The sequence below is a fragment of the Halopseudomonas bauzanensis genome (assembly GCF_900114735.1).
Taxonomy (GTDB): Bacteria; Pseudomonadota; Gammaproteobacteria; order Pseudomonadales; family Pseudomonadaceae; genus Halopseudomonas; species Halopseudomonas bauzanensis.
In genome coordinates this window covers 29,131-46,646 of the sequence record NZ_FOUA01000007.1, presented here as the reverse complement: position 1 = coordinate 46,646, position 17,516 = coordinate 29,131, and the positions used below count along the sequence as shown (strand labels likewise).

Annotated in this window: 17 protein-coding genes; 14 read left to right on the top strand and 3 right to left on the bottom strand. The window is 61.5% G+C overall.

What is annotated here, in order from left to right; translation table 11 throughout:
• Positions 1–18: 18 nt before the first annotated feature.
• A complete protein-coding gene (gene gorA, locus BM267_RS14250) occupies positions 19–1,383 on the bottom strand; it encodes a glutathione-disulfide reductase (RefSeq protein WP_036989840.1) in 1,365 nt (454 codons plus the stop codon).
• A 134-nt stretch (positions 1,384–1,517) separates the two neighbouring features.
• Positions 1,518–1,961, bottom strand: coding sequence for a hemerythrin domain-containing protein (locus tag BM267_RS14245; RefSeq protein WP_074781178.1), 444 nt, complete (start codon positions 1,959–1,961; stop codon positions 1,518–1,520).
• 216 nt (positions 1,962–2,177) lie between these two features.
• On the opposite strand from BM267_RS14245, the gene BM267_RS14240 reads away from it, so the two are divergent.
• The 13 genes from BM267_RS14240 to nuoN are packed head-to-tail and all read left to right on the top strand — an operon-like array spanning position 2,178 to position 17,016.
• A complete protein-coding gene (locus BM267_RS14240; RefSeq protein ID WP_036989842.1) occupies positions 2,178–2,588 on the top strand; it encodes an NADH-quinone oxidoreductase subunit A in 411 nt (136 codons plus the stop codon).
• A gap of 10 nt (positions 2,589–2,598) precedes the next feature.
• Entirely contained in the window at positions 2,599–3,276 is a 678-nt protein-coding gene (locus BM267_RS14235; protein WP_036989843.1) for an NADH-quinone oxidoreductase subunit B, read from the top strand.
• 55 nt (positions 3,277–3,331) lie between these two features.
• Complete coding sequence (nuoC, locus tag BM267_RS14230) at positions 3,332–5,116, top strand: NADH-quinone oxidoreductase subunit C/D (RefSeq protein WP_074781177.1); 1,785 nt, start codon at positions 3,332–3,334, stop codon at positions 5,114–5,116.
• A 2-nt stretch (positions 5,117–5,118) separates the two neighbouring features.
• Positions 5,119–5,613: an NADH-quinone oxidoreductase subunit NuoE gene (gene nuoE, locus BM267_RS14225; RefSeq protein WP_074781175.1), complete on the top strand. Its 495-nt coding sequence runs from the start codon at positions 5,119–5,121 to the stop codon at positions 5,611–5,613.
• Positions 5,610–6,962, top strand: coding sequence for an NADH-quinone oxidoreductase subunit NuoF (gene nuoF, locus BM267_RS14220; RefSeq protein ID WP_074781173.1), 1,353 nt, complete (start codon positions 5,610–5,612; stop codon positions 6,960–6,962). Before nuoE ends, nuoF begins: the two co-directional genes overlap by 4 nt.
• 57 nt (positions 6,963–7,019) lie before the next feature.
• Positions 7,020–9,749 (top strand): NADH-quinone oxidoreductase subunit NuoG, encoded by a 2,730-nt coding sequence (gene nuoG / locus BM267_RS14215; RefSeq protein WP_074781171.1) that lies wholly within the window; start codon positions 7,020–7,022, stop codon positions 9,747–9,749.
• Complete coding sequence (nuoH, locus tag BM267_RS14210; RefSeq protein ID WP_036989848.1) at positions 9,746–10,735, top strand: NADH-quinone oxidoreductase subunit NuoH; 990 nt, start codon at positions 9,746–9,748, stop codon at positions 10,733–10,735. Before nuoG ends, nuoH begins: the two co-directional genes overlap by 4 nt.
• A 10-nt stretch (positions 10,736–10,745) precedes the next feature.
• Positions 10,746–11,294 carry an NADH-quinone oxidoreductase subunit NuoI gene (gene nuoI, locus BM267_RS14205; protein WP_036989849.1) on the top strand — a complete coding sequence of 183 codons (549 nt, stop codon included), beginning with the start codon at positions 10,746–10,748 and terminating at the stop codon, positions 11,292–11,294.
• A 19-nt stretch (positions 11,295–11,313) separates the two neighbouring features.
• On the top strand, positions 11,314–11,820 hold the full coding sequence (gene nuoJ / locus BM267_RS14200) for an NADH-quinone oxidoreductase subunit J (protein ID WP_036989850.1): 507 nt from the start codon (positions 11,314–11,316) through the stop codon (positions 11,818–11,820).
• Positions 11,817–12,125, top strand: a complete 309-nt coding sequence (gene nuoK / locus BM267_RS14195) for an NADH-quinone oxidoreductase subunit NuoK (RefSeq protein ID WP_036989851.1) — start codon at positions 11,817–11,819, stop codon at positions 12,123–12,125. The genes nuoJ and nuoK overlap by 4 nt, the downstream gene beginning before the upstream one ends.
• Positions 12,122–13,975: an NADH-quinone oxidoreductase subunit L gene (gene nuoL, locus BM267_RS14190; RefSeq protein WP_074781170.1), complete on the top strand. Its 1,854-nt coding sequence runs from the start codon at positions 12,122–12,124 to the stop codon at positions 13,973–13,975. Before nuoK ends, nuoL begins: the two co-directional genes overlap by 4 nt.
• Before the next feature lie 31 nt (positions 13,976–14,006).
• On the top strand, positions 14,007–15,536 hold the full coding sequence (gene nuoM, locus BM267_RS14185) for an NADH-quinone oxidoreductase subunit M (RefSeq protein WP_074781168.1): 1,530 nt from the start codon (positions 14,007–14,009) through the stop codon (positions 15,534–15,536).
• Between the two features lie 22 nt (positions 15,537–15,558).
• Complete coding sequence (gene nuoN, locus BM267_RS14180; protein ID WP_036989855.1) at positions 15,559–17,016, top strand: NADH-quinone oxidoreductase subunit NuoN; 1,458 nt, start codon at positions 15,559–15,561, stop codon at positions 17,014–17,016.
• 26 nt (positions 17,017–17,042) lie between these two features.
• Here nuoN and BM267_RS16940 read toward each other — a convergent pair whose 3' ends face one another.
• Positions 17,043–17,168 (bottom strand): hypothetical protein, encoded by a 126-nt coding sequence (locus BM267_RS16940; RefSeq protein ID WP_268873972.1) that lies wholly within the window; start codon positions 17,166–17,168, stop codon positions 17,043–17,045.
• Between BM267_RS16940 and BM267_RS14175 the strand changes: the two genes are divergently transcribed.
• Positions 17,167–17,481, top strand: a complete 315-nt coding sequence (locus BM267_RS14175) for a DUF2388 domain-containing protein (protein WP_036989857.1) — start codon at positions 17,167–17,169, stop codon at positions 17,479–17,481. The two genes, BM267_RS16940 and BM267_RS14175, sit on opposite strands and share 2 nt — an antisense overlap.
• Positions 17,482–17,516 lie beyond the last annotated feature (35 nt).

Genomic DNA, 17,516 nt, shown 5'->3' with positions numbered 1-17,516 from the left:
CGACAGCAGCTCGCCGGCTCAGTCGCAGCGAGTCGGCGTGCGCATGGTGACAAATTCCTCCGCAGCCGTGGGGTGAATGCCCAGGGTGGCATCGAACACCGCCTTGGTCGCCCCGGCCTTCAGCGCCACCGCCAGCCCCTGGATAAGCTCGCCGGCATCCGGGCCTACCATATGAATGCCCAGCACCCGGTCGGTGCTCTGGTCCACCAGCAGCTTCATGAAGCTCTGCTCGTCATTGCCCGCCAGGGTGTTGCGCATCGGCCGGAAGCGGCTTTCGTAGATATCCAGCTTATGCCCATTGGCGCGCGCCTGTTCCTCGGTCAAGCCCAGGGTGGCGATGTTGGGAATGCAGAACACCGCTGTAGCGATATCCGCATAATCCACGGGGCGGTACTCCTCCGGCCGATATAGCCGCCGCGCCAAGGCCATCCCTTCGGCCAGGGCCACCGGCGTCAATTGAAGGGTATTGGTCACGTCGCCAATGGCGAAGATCGCGGAGTCGGTAGTCTGATAATCGCCGTCGACCTTGATGAAGCCCTTGTCGTCCAGGGCTACCTCGGTATTTTCCAGACCCAGCCCATCCAGCTTCGGGCGGCGCCCGGTTGCATAGAGCACCAGGTCGGTATCCAGGCTTTCGCCATCCTTGAACTCGACATGGAGGCTGCCGTCGGCCTGCTTGTCGATTCGGGCCACGTCGGCATTGAAGCGCAGATCGAGCCCCTTGTTCTGCATTGTCACTACCATGTGATCACGCAGCCCCTGGTCGAAGCCGCGCAGGAACTGCTCGCCCCGGTAGGCGAGACTGGTATCGCAGCCCAGACCATGGAAAATGCTGGCGAATTCGATAGCGATATAGCCGCCGCCAACAACCAGGCAGCGCTTGGGCAATTGATCGAGGTAGAACACCTCGTTGGAACTGATCACATGCTCTCGGCCGGGGAATTCAGGAATGAATGGCCAGCCGCCGGTTGCAATGAGAATGCGCTCGGCAGTGAAGGTCTTGTCGCCCACCGCAACGGTGTGGGAGTCAAGCAGCCGTGCCCGACCATGCACCATGGTTACCCCGGCGGCGGTAAGCAGGTTGTGATAGATGCCATTGAGCCGGGTGATTTCGGCATTTTTGTTATCCAGCAAGCGTTGCCAGGTGAAGCTGGCATCGGCCAGATCCCAGCCGTAACCGCGGGCATCGGCGAAGTCTTCGGCAAAGTGGGCAGCATAGGCAAACAGTTTTTTCGGCACACAGCCAACGTTCACACAGGTTCCGCCGAGATACAGTTCCTCGGCTACCGCCACCCGCGCGCCGAAACTGGCAGCCATCCGGCTGGCGCGCACACCACCCGATCCGGCACCGATAACGAAAAGGTCAAAATCATAATCCGACATGCTTGCTGTCCTGCAACTGATACGAGCGTCACAGCATACCCGATTGGCTCCCTTCGGGTGTAAAACGGCCGGATAGGCATTTTCAATTTCATGCCCCGGCAACGGGCCTCGCGACGCTGCGGGTAACGGGCTGATCAGCCCTGTGCCAGCAGTTCGTCGTATTCGTCATTGTATTGCTCGGCCAGCTCGCTTTTCTGTTGTTCGGCAAGCAGTTTCCCGGCCATCTGGAAGAACTTCTGCTCTTCCTCTTCAAGATGATGCAGCACCTTGTCACCCAACGCCCGAGCAGTGTTCAGCCAGGCGGAACTGGACATCTCGATCTCGTCGAGCTTTTCCACCAGTTCGTCCATTTCGTGGTGTTCAGCAATGGCGTGACGGCTCAGGTCGACACCGTTCTCATGGGCCATCAGCGGGATATAGAAGTGGCGCTCTTCTGCCGTCTCATGGGCATACAGTTCTTCCTTCAGCTGCTGGTACGCTTCGACCCGCTCCTGGGTGTCACCGCTGGTCCGCAACACCGCATCGACATACTTGCGCTGCTTGTCATGGCTCATCCGCAATGCTTCGAAAATGGTCATATGCCGCTCCGTCAACCTAGGTAGTTTTTTGGACTAAGCGCACCGATCGAAGTTCAGGCAGGCTAATTGGCCCGTCTGTGTAAAAAATTGTTACAGGCCGACCCAGCCCTTTCATAACCCGCCCAGCGGGCCTACACTAGCTGCAGCCTGACGCGAAGAAACATCTGATTCGCGTATAAGAACCAATAATCAAGCCGATTCTCCAAGGAGTCCGGCATGCCTGATGCTGTATCAACACAGCCCCACAACTGGGCATTGGCTGCTTTTCTGCTGGGCGTTCTGGGTCTGTGCGCTTTCATGTTGCTGCTATCGAGCATCCTCGGCAGCAGAGCTTGGGGCCGCAGCAAGAACGAACCCTTCGAGTCCGGTATCGTTTCCACTGGCGATACCCGCCTGCGATTCTCCGCAAAATTCTATCTGGTCGCGATGCTCTTCGTGATCTTCGATGTTGAAGCCCTATTCCTGTTTGCATGGGCCGTTTCGGTGCGCGAAAGCGGCTGGGCCGGTTTCATCGGAGCCTCTATCTTTATTTCAATTCTAGTTGCGGGTCTTGTCTACGAGGCGGCTATCGGTGCCCTTGATTGGTCACCAGCCGGCCGCCGCAGGAGGCAAGCGAAGCTGAAATGAGGCTTTTAACATGCAATATGAACTTGTTCGGATCGATCCGGATGCCGTCAATGACGAGTATCCCATCGGTACCAGGGAGACCGTCGACGATAGGCTGCTGAAAGATCAGGTTCACCGCAACATCTTCATGGGCAAACTGGAAGATGTTCTCAACGGCGCGGTGAACTGGGGACGCAAGAATTCTCTCTGGCCATACAACTTCGGTCTCTCCTGCTGCTATGTGGAGATGACCACCGCCTTCACCGCCCCGCACGATATCGCGCGCTTTGGGGCGGAAGTCATTCGCGCCTCGCCCCGCCAGGCGGACTTCATGGTTATTGCCGGCACCTGCTTCATCAAGATGGCGCCGGTCATTCAACGTCTGTACGAACAGATGCTGGAGCCCAAGTGGGTCATTTCCATGGGCGCCTGCGCCAATTCCGGCGGCATGTATGACATCTACTCCGTCGTCCAGGGCGTGGACAAGTTCCTGCCCGTGGACGTCTACATTCCCGGCTGCCCGCCCCGCCCAGAAGCCTTTCTGCAGGGCTTGATGCTGCTGCAGGACTCCATCGGCAAGGAGCGCCGCCCGCTGTCCTGGGTCGTTGGCGACCAGGGTGTCTACCGAGCGGATATGCCTTCGCAACGCGAGCAGAATCGTGACCGCCGCATTCAGGTCACCAACCTGCGTACTCCTGACGACGTGTGAACCGGCGCCACGCCAACACCGCCGCCGTATTCACCGTTGACCGATAGCGATTCATATGAAGACTGCAGATCAGGCGCTGTATATACCCCCATACCAGGCTGACGACCAGCGGGTCGTTGCCGAGCTGACGTCGCACTTCGGGGCCGCCGCTTTCACCATCCAACCGACCCGCACCGGTATGCCGGTGGTCTGGGTTGGCCGCGAGCAACTGATCGCGGTGTTGCAATTTTTGCGGCAACTGCCGCAACCCTACGTCATGCTGTATGACCTGCATGGCATGGACGAGCGCCTGCGCACCCATCGGCAAGGGCTCCCCGACGCGGATTTCAGCGTGTTCTACCATCTCATGTCACTGGAACGTAACAGTGACGTGATGATCAAGGTCGCACTCAAGGAAAACGATCTCAATGTCCCCACCGCCGCGTCCATCTGGCCGAACGCCGACTGGTATGAGCGCGAAGTCTGGGACATGTACGGCATTCATTTCGAAGGCCATCCGCGACTGACCCGCCTGCTGATGCCTCCGACCTGGGAAGGCCACCCGCTACGCAAGGACTATCCGGCGCGGGCCACCGAGTTCGATCCCTTCAGCCTGACCGCCGCCAGGCAGGACGCCGAGCAGGAAGCCCTGCGCTTCAATCCGGAAGATTGGGGCATAAAACGGGGCGGCGAGCATGAGGATTTCATGTTCCTCAACCTCGGCCCCAACCACCCCTCGGCCCACGGCGCTTTTCGCATCATCCTGCAGCTGGACGGCGAAGAGATCATCGATTGCGTACCGGACATCGGCTATCACCACCGCGGCGCCGAAAAAATGGCCGAGCGCCAGAGCTGGCACAGCTTCATCCCCTATACCGATCGCATCGACTACCTCGGCGGGGTCATGAACAACCTGCCCTACGTATTGGCGGTGGAAAAGCTCGCCGGCATCACCGTGCCGCACCGGGTCGATGTGATCCGCATCATGCTGGCCGAGTTCTTCCGCATCCAGAATCATCTGCTGTACCTGGGCACCTATATCCAGGACGTCGGCGCCATGACCCCGGTGTTCTTCACCTTCACCGACCGTCAGCGCGCCTACAAGGTGATCGAGGCGATCACGGGGTTTCGCATGCACCCGGCCTGGTACCGCATCGGGGGCGTCGCCCATGACCTGCCGAACGGTTGGGACCGACTGGTCCGTGAATTCCTCGACTGGATGCCCAAGCGTCTCAATGAATACGAAAAAGCGGCGCTGAAGAACAGCATCCTGATCGGCCGAACCAAGGGCGTGGCCGATTACAACACCAAGGAGGCCCTGGAATGGGGCGTTACCGGTGCCGGCCTGCGTGCCACGGGTTGCGACTTCGATATCCGCAAGGTACGGCCCTACTCCGGCTATGAGAACTTCGAGTTTGAAGTGCCGCTGGCCGTCAACGGCGACGCCTACGACCGCTGCATGGTCAAGATGGGCGAGATGCGCCAGAGCCTGCGGATTATTGAACAGTGCCTGAACAATATGCCCGAGGGGCCGTACAAGGCGGATCACCCGCTGACCACGCCGCCGCCGAAGGAACGCACACTGGAGCATATCGAAACCCTGATCACTCACTTTCTGCAGGTCTCCTGGGGGCCAGTGATGCCGCCCAACGAGTCGTTCCAGATGATCGAGGCGACCAAGGGCATCAACAGTTACTACCTGACCAGTGACGGCAGCACCATGAGCTACCGCACACGTATCCGCACGCCGAGTTTCCCGCACCTGCAGCAGATCCCGTCAGTGATCCGCGGCAGCATGGTGTCGGACCTGATCGCCTATCTGGGCAGTATTGACTTCGTTATGGCTGACGTGGACCGCTGATTATGACTACGTTGATTAAGACAGACCGTTTCGTTCTCAGTGACGCCGAACGCGCGGCCATCGAACATGAGATGCATCATTACGAAGACCCGCGCGCGGCTTCCATCGAGGCGCTGAAGATCGTGCAACAGGCGCGTGGCTGGGTGCCGGACGGTGCCGCCGATGCGATTGGCGAAGTGCTTGGCATTCCGGCCAGCGATGTGGAGGGTGTCGCCACCTTCTACAGCCAGATCTTCCGCCAGCCGGTGGGGCGTCACATCATCCGCGTGTGCGACAGCATGACCTGCTATATCGGTGGGCATGAAAGCATTCTTGGCAGCATCAAGAGCCAGCTCGGCATCGGCCCGGGGCAAACCACCAGCGACGATCGTTTTACCCTGCTGCCGGTGTGCTGTCTGGGCAATTGCGACAAGGCGCCGGCACTGATGATCGATGACGATACTTTCGGCGACGTCACCGCCGACAGCGTGGCCGCACTGCTGGAGGCCTACCCATGAAAACCTTCGCTTCCTTCGGCCCTGCCAACCGTATTGCCCGGACCGAAGAAACCCATCCACTGACCTGGCGCCTGCGCGATGACGGTCAGCCGGTCTGGCTGGAAGAGTACCAACAGAAAAACGGCTATACCGCGGCCCGCAAAGCGCTGCTGGACATGGCCCAGGCCGATATCGTCAACACGGTGAAGACCTCCGGGCTCAAGGGCCGCGGCGGCGCCGGCTTCCCCACCGGGGTCAAGTGGAGCCTGATGCCGGCAGACGAATCGCTGAACATTCGCTATCTGCTGTGCAACGCCGATGAGATGGAGCCCAATACCTGGAAGGACCGCCTGCTGATGGAGCAGCTGCCACACCTGCTGATCGAAGGCATGTTGATCTCGGCGCGAGCGCTCAAGGCGTACCGTGGCTATATCTTCCTGCGTGGCGAATACGTCGATGCGGCGCGTCATCTGAATCGTGCCATTGATGAAGCCAAGGCCGCCGGTCTGCTGGGCAGCAATATCCTCGGCTCGGGTTTCGACTTCGAGCTATTCGTGCACACCGGCGCCGGGCGTTATATCTGCGGTGAAGAAACCGCACTGATCAACTCCCTTGAAGGCCGCCGCGCCAATCCCCGCGCCAAGCCGCCCTTCCCTGCCGCCGTCGGCGTCTGGGGCAAGCCGACCTGCGTTAACAACGTGGAAACCCTCTGCAACGTGCCGGCCATCGTCGGTAACGGCGTGCAGTGGTACACCGGACTGGCGCGCCCGGACAGCGGCGACCACGGCACCAAGTTGATGGGCTTCTCCGGCAAGGTGAAGAATCCCGGTATCTGGGAACTGCCCTTCGGTATCACCGCCCGCGAACTGTTCGAAGAGTATGCCGGCGGCATGCGCGACGGCTTCACCCTAAAGTGCTGGCAGCCCGGCGGTGCCGGCACCGGTTTCCTGTTACCGGAACACCTGGAGGCGCAGATGTATTCCGGCGGTATCGGCAAGGTCGGCACACGCATGGGCACCGGGCTGGCGCTCGCGGTTGATCACACCATCAGCATGGTGTCGCTGCTGCGCAACATGGAGGAGTTCTTCGCCCGCGAGTCCTGCGGCTGGTGTACGCCTTGCCGTGACGGCCTGCCCTGGAGCGTGAAGACCCTGCGCGCGCTGGAACGCGGCGAGGGCCGCCCCGAGGATCTTGAGGTACTGGCACGCCTGGTGGATTTTCTCGGGCCGGGCAAGACCTTCTGCGCCCACGCGCCGGGGGCAGTCGAGCCGCTGGGCAGCGCAATCAAGTATTTCCGCAGTGAATTCGAGGCCGGTATCAGCCCCGCGGCAGCGGTCGGCAAGCCCGGCGCCGAGTTCGTGCAGGCGTGACGAGCAACGGAATTCCATTAGCAGCACCCGTATAACGGGTAAGAAGACAGTACAACCATGGCCACTATTCATGTAGATGGTAAAGACTACGAAGTCGATGGGGCGGACAACCTGCTGCAGGCCTGCCTGTCCCTCGGCCTTGATGTCCCCTATTTCTGCTGGCACCCGGCGCTGGGTAGCGTGGGCGCCTGCCGCCAGTGCGCGGTCAAGCAGTACAGCGACGAGGACGACACCCGCGGCCGGCTGGTCATGTCTTGCATGACTCCCGCAACGGACAACAGCTGGATCTCGATCGACGACGAGGAAGCCAAGGCCTTCCGCGCCAGCGTCATCGAGTGGCTGATGATCAACCACCCGCATGATTGCCCGGTGTGCGAGGAAGGTGGTCACTGTCACCTGCAGGACATGACGGTGATGACCGGCCACAATCAGCGGCGCTACCGCTTCAGCAAACGGACCCATCAGAATCAGGAGCTGGGGCCGTTCATCGCTCACGAGATGAACCGTTGTATCGCCTGTTATCGCTGCGTGCGCTATTACCAGGACTATGCCGGCGGCACCGACCTGGGTGTATTCGGCGCCAATGACCAGGTGTACTTCGGCCGGGTCGAGGACGGTACGCTGGAGAGTGAGTTCTCGGGCAACCTGACCGAGGTCTGCCCCACCGGCGTATTCACCGACAAGACCCACTCCGAGCGCTACAACCGCAAGTGGGACATGCAGTTCGCCCCGAGCATCTGCCATGGCTGTGCCTCCGGCTGCAATATCAGCCCCGGTGAGCGTTATGGCGAGATTCGCCGCATCGAGAACCGCTTCAACGGCTCGGTGAATCACTACTTCCTGTGTGACCGCGGCCGCTTCGGCTATGGCTACGTCAACCGCAAGGACCGTCCGCGCCAGCCGATCGTCCAGCGCTCCAGGCTGAGCATGGGTATCGACGCCGCGCTGGATCAGGCCGCTGGTCTGCTCAATCGCCGCCGTATCATCGGCATCGGCTCGCCCCGCGCCAGCCTGGAAAGCAACTTCGCCCTGCGCGAGCTGGTCGGCGCCGACGATTTCTTCTCCGGTATCGCCCGCCATGAGCTGGACAATATCCATGCCATCCGCAATCTCCTGCAGCGTGGCCCGCTGCCGGCGGCGACGATCCGCGACATGGAGAGCCACGATGCTGTTTTTGTACTCGGCGAAGACCTGACCCAGACCGCCGCGCGCATCGCCCTCGCCCTGCGCCAAGCCGCCAAGGGCAAGGCAACCGAGATGGCCGCAGCTGCCGGCATCCAGAGCTGGCACCAGGCGGCGGTGCAGAATATCGCCCAGGGTGCCCTGAATCCGGTATTCATCGCCAGTGTGGACAGCACCCGGCTGGATGATATCGCCGCCGAGTCGGTACAGGCTGCACCGGATGACCTGGCCCGTCTCGGCTTTGCCGTGGCCCATGCCATTGACCCCGGTGCGCCGGCAGCACCCGGCCTGGAAGCCGATGCCCTGGAATTGGCACAACGTATCGCCGGGGCACTGCTCGCGGCCAAGCGCCCATTGCTGGTTTCCGGCGCCTCGCTGGGCAGTCGCGCGATCATCGATGCGGCAGCCAATATTGCCCAGGCACTGAAGAACCGCGAGAAGAACGCATCCATCAGCCTGGTCGTGCCGGAAGCCAACAGCATGGGCATGTCGATCCTGCTGGCCGACGACCCGGCTGACAAGTCGGTCGAAGCCGCCCTCGCCGCCCTGAGCACCGGCCAGTACGAGGCCCTGGTAGTGCTGGAGAACGATCTGTACCGCCGGGCCGACAAGCCCAGCGTCGATGCGGCACTGGCCGCAGCCAATGTGGTGATCGTCGTCGATCATCAGCAGACGCCGACCAGCGGTCAGGCGCACCTGCTGCTGCCGGCCGCCAGCTTTGCCGAAGGCGACGGAACGCTGGTCAGCCAGGAAGGCCGTGCCCAACGTTTCTTTCAGGTGTTCGATCCGAGCTACTACAACTCCGAGGTGCTGGTCCGTGAAGGCTGGCGCTGGTTGCACGCCCTGCGCAGGACCCTGCTGGGCAAGCCCGTGGACTGGACCACTCTGGATCAGGTGACCGAGGCCTGCGCTGCGGCACACCCACGTCTGGCTGCCATTACCGACGCGGCGCCGGATGCCAGCTTTCGTATCAAGGGCCAGAAACTGGCGCGTGCGCCCCATCGCTACAGCGGCCGCACGGCGATGCGCGCCCATATCAGTGTGCATGAACCGCGTCAGCCGCAGGACCCGGACAGTCCCTTCGCCTTCTCCATGGAAGGCTACGCCGGCAGCAGCGAGCAGCGCCAGCAAATCCCCTTTGCCTGGTCACCCGGCTGGAACTCGCCGCAGGCGTGGAACAAGTTCCAGGATGAAGTGGGTGGTCACCTGCGCAGTGGCGACCCCGGTGTGCGCCTGCTGGATGATACCCGTACAGACCTCACCTGGACCCAGCCACCCAGTGCCTTCGCGCCAGCAGTGGGGGCCTGGCAGGTCGTCCCCCTGCATCACCTGTTCGGCAGCGACGAGAACAGCAGCCGGGCCGAGCCGATCCAGCAGCGCATGCCGCCGCCGTACATCGCCCTGGCCGAGACCGAGGCCGCTCGTCTGGGCGTTACCGGGGGAACGGTATTGAGCCTGGTATTGGGTAACCAGCGACTGCAGTTGCCGGTACGCATCAGCAGCGGTCTGCCGCTGGGCGTGGTTGGTCTGCCGGCAGGCCTGCCGGGCATCCCGCCCCTGACGGCCAGCAGCGTGGTGACTGATCTGAGGGAGGCCGCACAATGAGCTGGTTTACTCCCGAGGTGATCGCCGTACTGATCAATGTGATCAAGGCCATCGTCATTCTGCTGGCCGTGGTCATTGCCGGCGCCCTGCTGAGCTTTGTCGAACGACGTCTGCTGGCCGTGTGGCAGGACCGTTATGGTCCCAACCGGGTCGGCCCCTTCGGCATGTTCCAGATTGTCGCGGACATGCTGAAGATGTTCTTCAAGGAGGACTGGACCCCACCGTTCGCCGACCGGCTGATCTTCACCCTGGCCCCGGTGGTGGCGATGAGCTCGCTGCTGGTGGCCTTTATCGTGGTGCCTATCACGCCAACCTGGGGGGTGGCGGACCTGAATATCGGCCTGCTGTGGTTCTTCGCCATGGCCGGGTTGACGGTCTATGCGGTGCTGTTCGCCGGCTGGGCCAGCAACAATAAATTCGCCCTGCTTGGGGGGCTGCGCGCTGCAGCCCAGACCCTATCCTACGAGGTGTTCCTGGGCCTGTCGCTGATGGGCGTGGTGGCGCAGACCGGCTCGTTCAATATGCGCGATATCGTTGCCTACCAGGCCGACAACCTGTGGTTCATCATTCCGCAGATCTTCGGCTTCCTGACCTTCTTCATCGCTGGGGTGGCGGTCACCCACCGCCACCCGTTCGACCAGCCAGAAGCGGAACAGGAGCTGGCCGATGGTTACCACGTGGAATATGCGGGGATGAAATGGGGCATGTTCTTCGTTGGCGAATACATCGGCATCGTGCTGGTATCCGCGCTGCTGACGACACTGTTCTTCGGCGGCTGGCATGGCCCCTTCGATCTGCTGCCGCAGCTGCCATTCCTGTGGTTCGCCTTGAAGACCGCCTTCTTCATCATGATCTTCATCCTGCTGCGCGCCTCGCTGCCCAGGCCGCGCTACGACCAGATGATGGCGTTCGGCTGGAAGGTCTGCCTGCCATTGACCTTGATCAACCTGCTGGTGACCGGCGCAATTGTGCTGGCAGCAGCCTGAGGAGACAGCCATGATCAAATCGATTATTCATGTAGTGCATGGCACCTACACCCAGCTGCGCAGCCTGGTGATGATCTTCAGTCATGCATTCCGCAAGCGGGACACCCTGCAGTACCCCGAAGAGCCGGTATATCTGCCGCCGCGCTACCGCGGCCGCATCGTGCTGACCCGCGATCCCGACGGTGAGGAGCGCTGTGTGGCCTGCAATCTGTGCGCCGCCGCCTGCCCGGTGGGTTGTATCTCCCTGCAGAAGGCCGAGACCGAGGATGGTCGCTGGTATCCGGAGTTCTTCCGCATCAACTTCTCGCGCTGCATCTTCTGCGGCCTGTGCGAGGAAGCCTGCCCGACCACCGCCATTCAGCTGACCCCCGACTTCGAGCTGGCCGAGTACAAACGCCAGGATCTGGTGTACGAAAAGGAAGACCTGATGATTGCCGGCACCGGCAAGAACCCGGACTACAACTTCTATCGCGTGGCCGGCCTGTCAATCGCCGGCAAGCCCAAGGGCGCCGCGCAGAACGAGGCCGAGCCGGTCAACGTCAAGGGGCTATTGCCATGATCTGTGTGAGGAATACCTGATGGAATTCGCCTTTTATTTCTCCGCCGGAGTGGCCGTGGCGGCCACGCTGATGGTGATCACCAATACCCGCGCGGTACACGCGCTGCTGTATCTGGTCACCTCGTTGCTGGCCGTGGCAATGTGCTTCTTCTCCCTTGGTGCACCCTTTGCCGGGGTACTCGAAATCATCGTCTATGCCGGCGCTATCATGGTGCTGTTCGTGTTCGTGGTGATGATGCTCAACCTGGGAAGCGACAGCCGCAACCAGGAGCGCCAATGGCTCAGCCCGCGGGGCTGGATCGGTCCTGGAATCCTGTCCGGCCTGTTGCTGGCCCAACTGCTGTACGTGTTGTTCAGCGAGCCATCCTCCGGGACCATCAGCGGCGCCAGCGTGGATGCCAAAGCGGTCGGCATCGCCCTGTTCGGCCCCTACATCCTGGCTGTTGAACTGGCAGCAATGATGCTATTGGGCGCAATGGTCACCGCCTTCCATATTGGCCGCCATGAAGCGAGGGAGGTGGCATGAACGGTATCCCCATGGAGCACGGCCTGGCATTGGCCGCTGTGCTGTTCAGTCTTGGCCTGACCGGCTTGATGATCCGCCGCAACATTCTATATGTGCTGATGAGCCTGGAGATCATGATGAACGCGGCCGCGCTGGCCTTCGTCGTGGCTGGCGCCCGCTGGGAGCAGCCCGACGGACAGGTGATGTTCATCATGGTGATCACCCTTGCCGCCGCCGAGGCCAGTATCGGCCTGGCCATATTGCTGCAGCTGTATCGCCGCTTCAGGACCCTGGATATCGACGCTGCCAGTGAGATGCGCGGATGAACCTTCTATTTCTTACCCTGTTGTTTCCACTGCTGGGCTTCCTGCTGCTGGCGTTCTCCCGCGGGCGCTGGTCGGAGCGTACCTCGGCGCTGGTTGGCGTCGGCTCGGTGGGGTTGTCGGCACTGGTCAGCGCCTGGATCACCTGGCTGTTCAGCACTGGCGCGCTGCAGGACGGCGCCTATATCCAGATACTCTGGCAATGGATGGCGGTAGGCGACTTCACTCCCAGCCTGACGCTGTATCTGGACGGGCTGTCGCTGACCATGCTGGGCGTGGTCACTGGCGTGGGCTTTCTGATCCACCTGTTCGCCAGTTGGTACATGCGCGGCGAGGCGGGTTATTCGCGCTTCTTCGCCTACACCAATCTGTTTATTGCCAGCATGTTGTGTCTGATCCTGGCCGATGATCTGCTGTTCCTGTACCTGGGCTGGGAAGGCGTGGGGGTCTGCAGTTACCTGCTGATCGGCTTCTATTACACCGAACGCAAGAACGGTAATGCCGCGCTCAAGGCCTTTCTGGTCACCCGGGTCGGTGACGTGCTGATGGCTTTCGGTCTATTCATTCTGTTCATGCAACTGGGTACGCTGAATATCCAGGAGCTGTTGATGCAGGCACCGCAGCGGTACGCCGAGGGCGACTTCTGGATCACCCTGGCGACCTTGTCGCTGCTCGGCGGTGCGGTGGGCAAATCTGCCCAGTTGCCGCTACAGACCTGGTTGGCCGATGCCATGGCCGGCCCGACTCCAGTGTCGGCGCTGATCCACGCGGCAACCATGGTGACTGCAGGCGTCTACCTGATCGCCCGCACCCACGGGCTGTTCCTGCTGACCCCGGATATCCTCCAACTGGTCGGCATCGTCGGTGGGGCAACGCTGTTGCTGGCAGGCTTCGCCGCGCTGGTACAGACCGACATCAAGCGCATCCTCGCTTATTCCACCATGAGCCAGCTCGGCTACATGTTTCTGGCACTGGGTGTCGGCGCCTGGGAGGCGGCGATTTTCCACCTGATGACCCATGCGTTCTTCAAGGCGCTGCTGTTCCTCGCCTCCGGTTCGGTTATCCATGCCTGCCACCATGAGCAGAACATCTTCCGGATGGGCGGGCTATGGAAGAAGCTGCCGATTGCCTACGCCAGCTTTATCGTCGGCGGCGCGGCGCTGGCGGCGCTGCCGCTGCTGACCGCCGGTTTCTACTCCAAGGATGAGATCCTCTGGGAAGCCTTCGCCAGCGGCAACAGTGCCCTGCTGTACGCCGGCCTGCTGGGTGCCTTCCTGACCTCCATCTATACCTTCCGGCTGATCTTCGTGGTGTTCCACGGTGAGGAACAAACCCAGGCCCATGCGGGCAAGGGGCTGGCGCATAACCTGCCGTTGATCGTGCTGACCATCCTCTCGACCTTTGTCGGCGCGCTGATCACGCCCCCGTTGGCCGGTGTATTGCCGCAGAGCGCCGGGCATGCCGGTGGTGAGGGCCGGATCGGTCTTGAAATTGCTTCCGGCGCTATCGCCGTGGCGGGCATCCTGTTGGCGGCCTGGCTGTATCTGGGGCCTCGCCGTGTAGTCGAGGCCATACGCAACAGTGCACCGGGCCGTTTCCTGACTGCCTGGTGGTTCGCCGCCTGGGGCTTCGACTGGTTGTACGACAAGCTGTTCGTCCAGCCCTATCTGTGGCTGACCCGGATTCTGCGCCGCGACCCACTGGACCGCACCATCGGCATCGTGCCGTTGCTGGCGCGGGGCAGTCATACGCTGCTCAGCCGCAGCGAGAATGGCCAGATTCGCTGGTATGCCGCCTCCATTGCCGGTGGTGCCGTATTGGTGATCGGCATTCTGCTGCTGTCGGTGGCCTGATTATGAATTCACGCAAGGAAATGATCCCGTCATGATTCTGCCTTGGCTGGTCCTGATTCCCTTCATTGGCGGCCTGCTGTGCTGGCAGGCCGAACGTTTCAGCAGCGCCCTGCCCCGCTGGCTGGCGCTGCTGACCATGGGGCTGGTGCTGGCCCTGAGCCTGTGGCTCTGGGCCAGCGCAGACTACTCCCTGGCTGGTGTAACCGATGGCGCGCCGGTCTGGACGCTGGAGTTCAAGCACGTCTGGATCGAGCGCTTCGGCATCAACCTGCACCTGGCGCTGGATGGCCTGTCGCTACTGATGCTGATCCTCACCGGTATCCTGGGTGTGCTGTCGGTGCTCTGCTCATGGAACGAGATCCAGCATCGCATCGGCTTCTTCCACCTCAACCTGATGTGGATTCTCGGTGGCGTGGCCGGCGTGTTCCTGGCCATGGATCTGTTCCTGTTCTTCTTTTTCTGGGAAATGATGCTGGTGCCGATGTATTTTCTCATCGCGCTCTGGGGGCATAGCGGCGAAGGCAAGAAGACGCGGATCAACGCGGCGACCAAGTTCTTCATCTTCACCCAGGCCAGCGGCCTGATCATGCTGGTTGCGATCCTGGGTCTGGTACTGTTCAATTTCAGCCAGACTGGTGTACTGACCTTCGCCTATGACCAGCTGCTCGGTCTCGATATGCCGCCGGGGGTGGAATATATCCTGATGCTCGGCTTCTTCATCGCCTTTGCGGTGAAGTTCCCTATCGTACCGCTGCACTCCTGGCTGCCTGACGCCCATGCCCAGGCGCCGACCGCCGGCTCCGTGGACCTGGCGGGCATCCTGCTGAAGACCGCCGCCTACGGCATGCTGCGCTTCGCCCTGCCGCTGTTCCCCAACGCCTCGGTCGAGTTCGCGCCGATCGCCATGACCCTGGGCCTGATCGGTATTTTCTACGGAGCGATACTGTCCTTTGCCCAGACCGACATCAAACGGCTGGTGGCCTATTCCAGCATCTCACACATGGGTTTCGTGCTGATCGGCATCTATGCCAGCACCCAACTGGCGTTGCAGGGTGCGGTGGTGCAGATGGTTGCGCACGGCCTGTCGGCGGCGGCGCTGTTCATCCTCTGTGGCCAGTTGTATGAGCGTATCCATACCCGGGATATGCGCGAGATGGGCGGATTATGGGCCCGCCTACCCTATTTGCCGGCGCTGAGCATGTTCTTCGCCATCGCCTCGCTGGGTATGCCGGGGACCGGTAACTTCGTCGGCGAGTTCCTGATCCTGTTCGGCAGCTTCGCCAACAACCCCTGGGTGGTGGTGATCGCCACCTTCGGCCTGGTACTGGCCTCGGCCTATTCGCTGATCATGATTCACCGCGCCTACTTCGGTGCCGAGCGTTCCGGCGAAGCCTTGCGCGGGCTCGATCGGCGCGAACTGGTCATGGTGCTGTCACTGGTCGTATTGCTGGTCGGGCTCGGGTTATACCCCCAGCCGGTGCTGGATACCTCTGCAGCGAGCATGAGCGGAGTACAACACTGGCTCAGCGACGCCCTCTCCAACCTTGTTCCGACCCGGTAGCCGTTTGATGGAAAATGACGCCATGCAATTTACCCAGTCCCACTTCATCGCCCTGCTGCCGCTGCTGATCGTCGGCGCCACGGCCATCGTGGTCACGCTCGCCATCGCCTGGCGCCGCAAGCACGATCTGATCTTCGTACTGACTGCGCTGGGCCTCAACCTGGCGCTGCTGTCACTGATCCCGGCGTTGCAGGTCGTGCCCCTGGAAGTCACCGCGCTGATGCAGGTGGATCGCTTTGCGCTGCTGTATATGGGCATCATTCTGATTGCTACCCTGGCCTGCGCCACCCTGGTCCATGCCTATTTGGGCAAGACCAATACCGGCGAGGGCTTTCCCGGCAACCGGGAGGAAATGTACCTGTTGATGCTGTTGTCCGCGACCGGCGGACTGGTTATGGTCGGCGCCTCGCATCTGGCCACGCTGTTTATCGGCCTGGAACTGCTGTCAGTGCCGGTCTACGGCATGGTCGCCTACGCGTTCTTCAACAAGCGCTCGCTGGAAGCGGGTATCAAATACATGGTGCTGTCAGCGGCCGGTTCGGCCTTCCTGCTGTTCGGCATGGCGCTCGCGTACGCTGAATCCGGCAGTCTGGCCTTCCCTGCTCTCGGCGCTGTGGCCGTGACACCGATCCTGCAGATCGGTTTCGCCATGATGCTCATCGGGCTGGCCTTCAAGCTGTCGCTGGTACCCTTCCACCTATGGACCCCGGATGTCTACGAGGGCGCTCCCGCGCCGGTTTCGGCGTTTCTCGCCACCGCTGCGAAGGTCGCCGTATTCGCCGTCTTGCTGCGCCTGTATCAGGTGTCGCCGGCAACCAGCGGGGGCTGGCTGAATGAACTGCTGACCGTGATTGCCATCGCCTCGATCCTGTTTGGCAACCTGCTGGCACTGATGCAGAGCAATCTCAAGCGTCTGCTGGGTTACTCATCCATTGCCCACTTCGGCTATCTGGTGATCGCCCTGATCGCCAGCGACGGCCTCGCGACCGAGGCGATCGGCGTATACCTGGCCACCTATGTACTGACCACCCTGGGCGCTTTCGGTGTGGTCACGCTGATGTCCACGCCGTTCAAGGGGCGCGACGCCGATGCCTTGTACGAGTACCGCGGCCTGTTCTGGCGCCGCCCGTACCTGACCGCGGTATTGACCGTGATGATGCTGTCGCTGGCAGGGATTCCGCTCACCGCCGGCTTCATTGGCAAGTTCTATATCATTGCGGCCGGGGTCCAATCGAGCCTCTGGTGGCTGCTCGGCGCGCTGGTCATCGGTAGCGCCATCGGTCTTTACTATTATCTGCGGGTCATGGTCACCCTGTATCTGGTGGAGCCAGGCATTCGACGCCACGACGCACCACTGAACTGGGGCCAGCAGGCCGGCGGTATCATGCTGCTGCTGATTGCCTTGCTGGTGTTCATTCTCGGCGTGTATCCGCAACCATTGCTGGGGCTGGTTGAACAGGCCACACTAGCGGGACTTTGATAGGTCGACCGGGACAAAGTCCCGGATCAACGGAACTTTTGTTGATCCTTCGGATCGATTTTATCCGCAGCACGGTCAATACTTGCTTCATCCGCTGCCTCGGCAGTGATACGACGCTCTACTTCCGAAGTACTGAAAAGGATAATCGACATGCAACGTCTTTCTCTGGTCATCGCTACCACCGGCCTCCTGGCTCTCGCTGGTGCTGCTCACGGCAGCAGCTTCATCGGCACCACAGACGCCATCGCCGGCTCCCTGGTCAATACCATTGACGCGACCAGCGATGCCACTACCGGCAACAACAAGGTGGTACTGGAAGCCCGTGAGGACGCAGCCAGCTTCGTCGGTAGCGATGGCCAGCTGCGCAGTGCACGTCTGGAGGCCGCTCTACTGCATATCCGCCAGTCCCACCCCGATCTGGAAGCGACTGACCTGCAACTGGCCGAGGCGATTCTCGCGCTGTGATGCATGCCTGAGATCAATGCCCGCTCGATAACGGC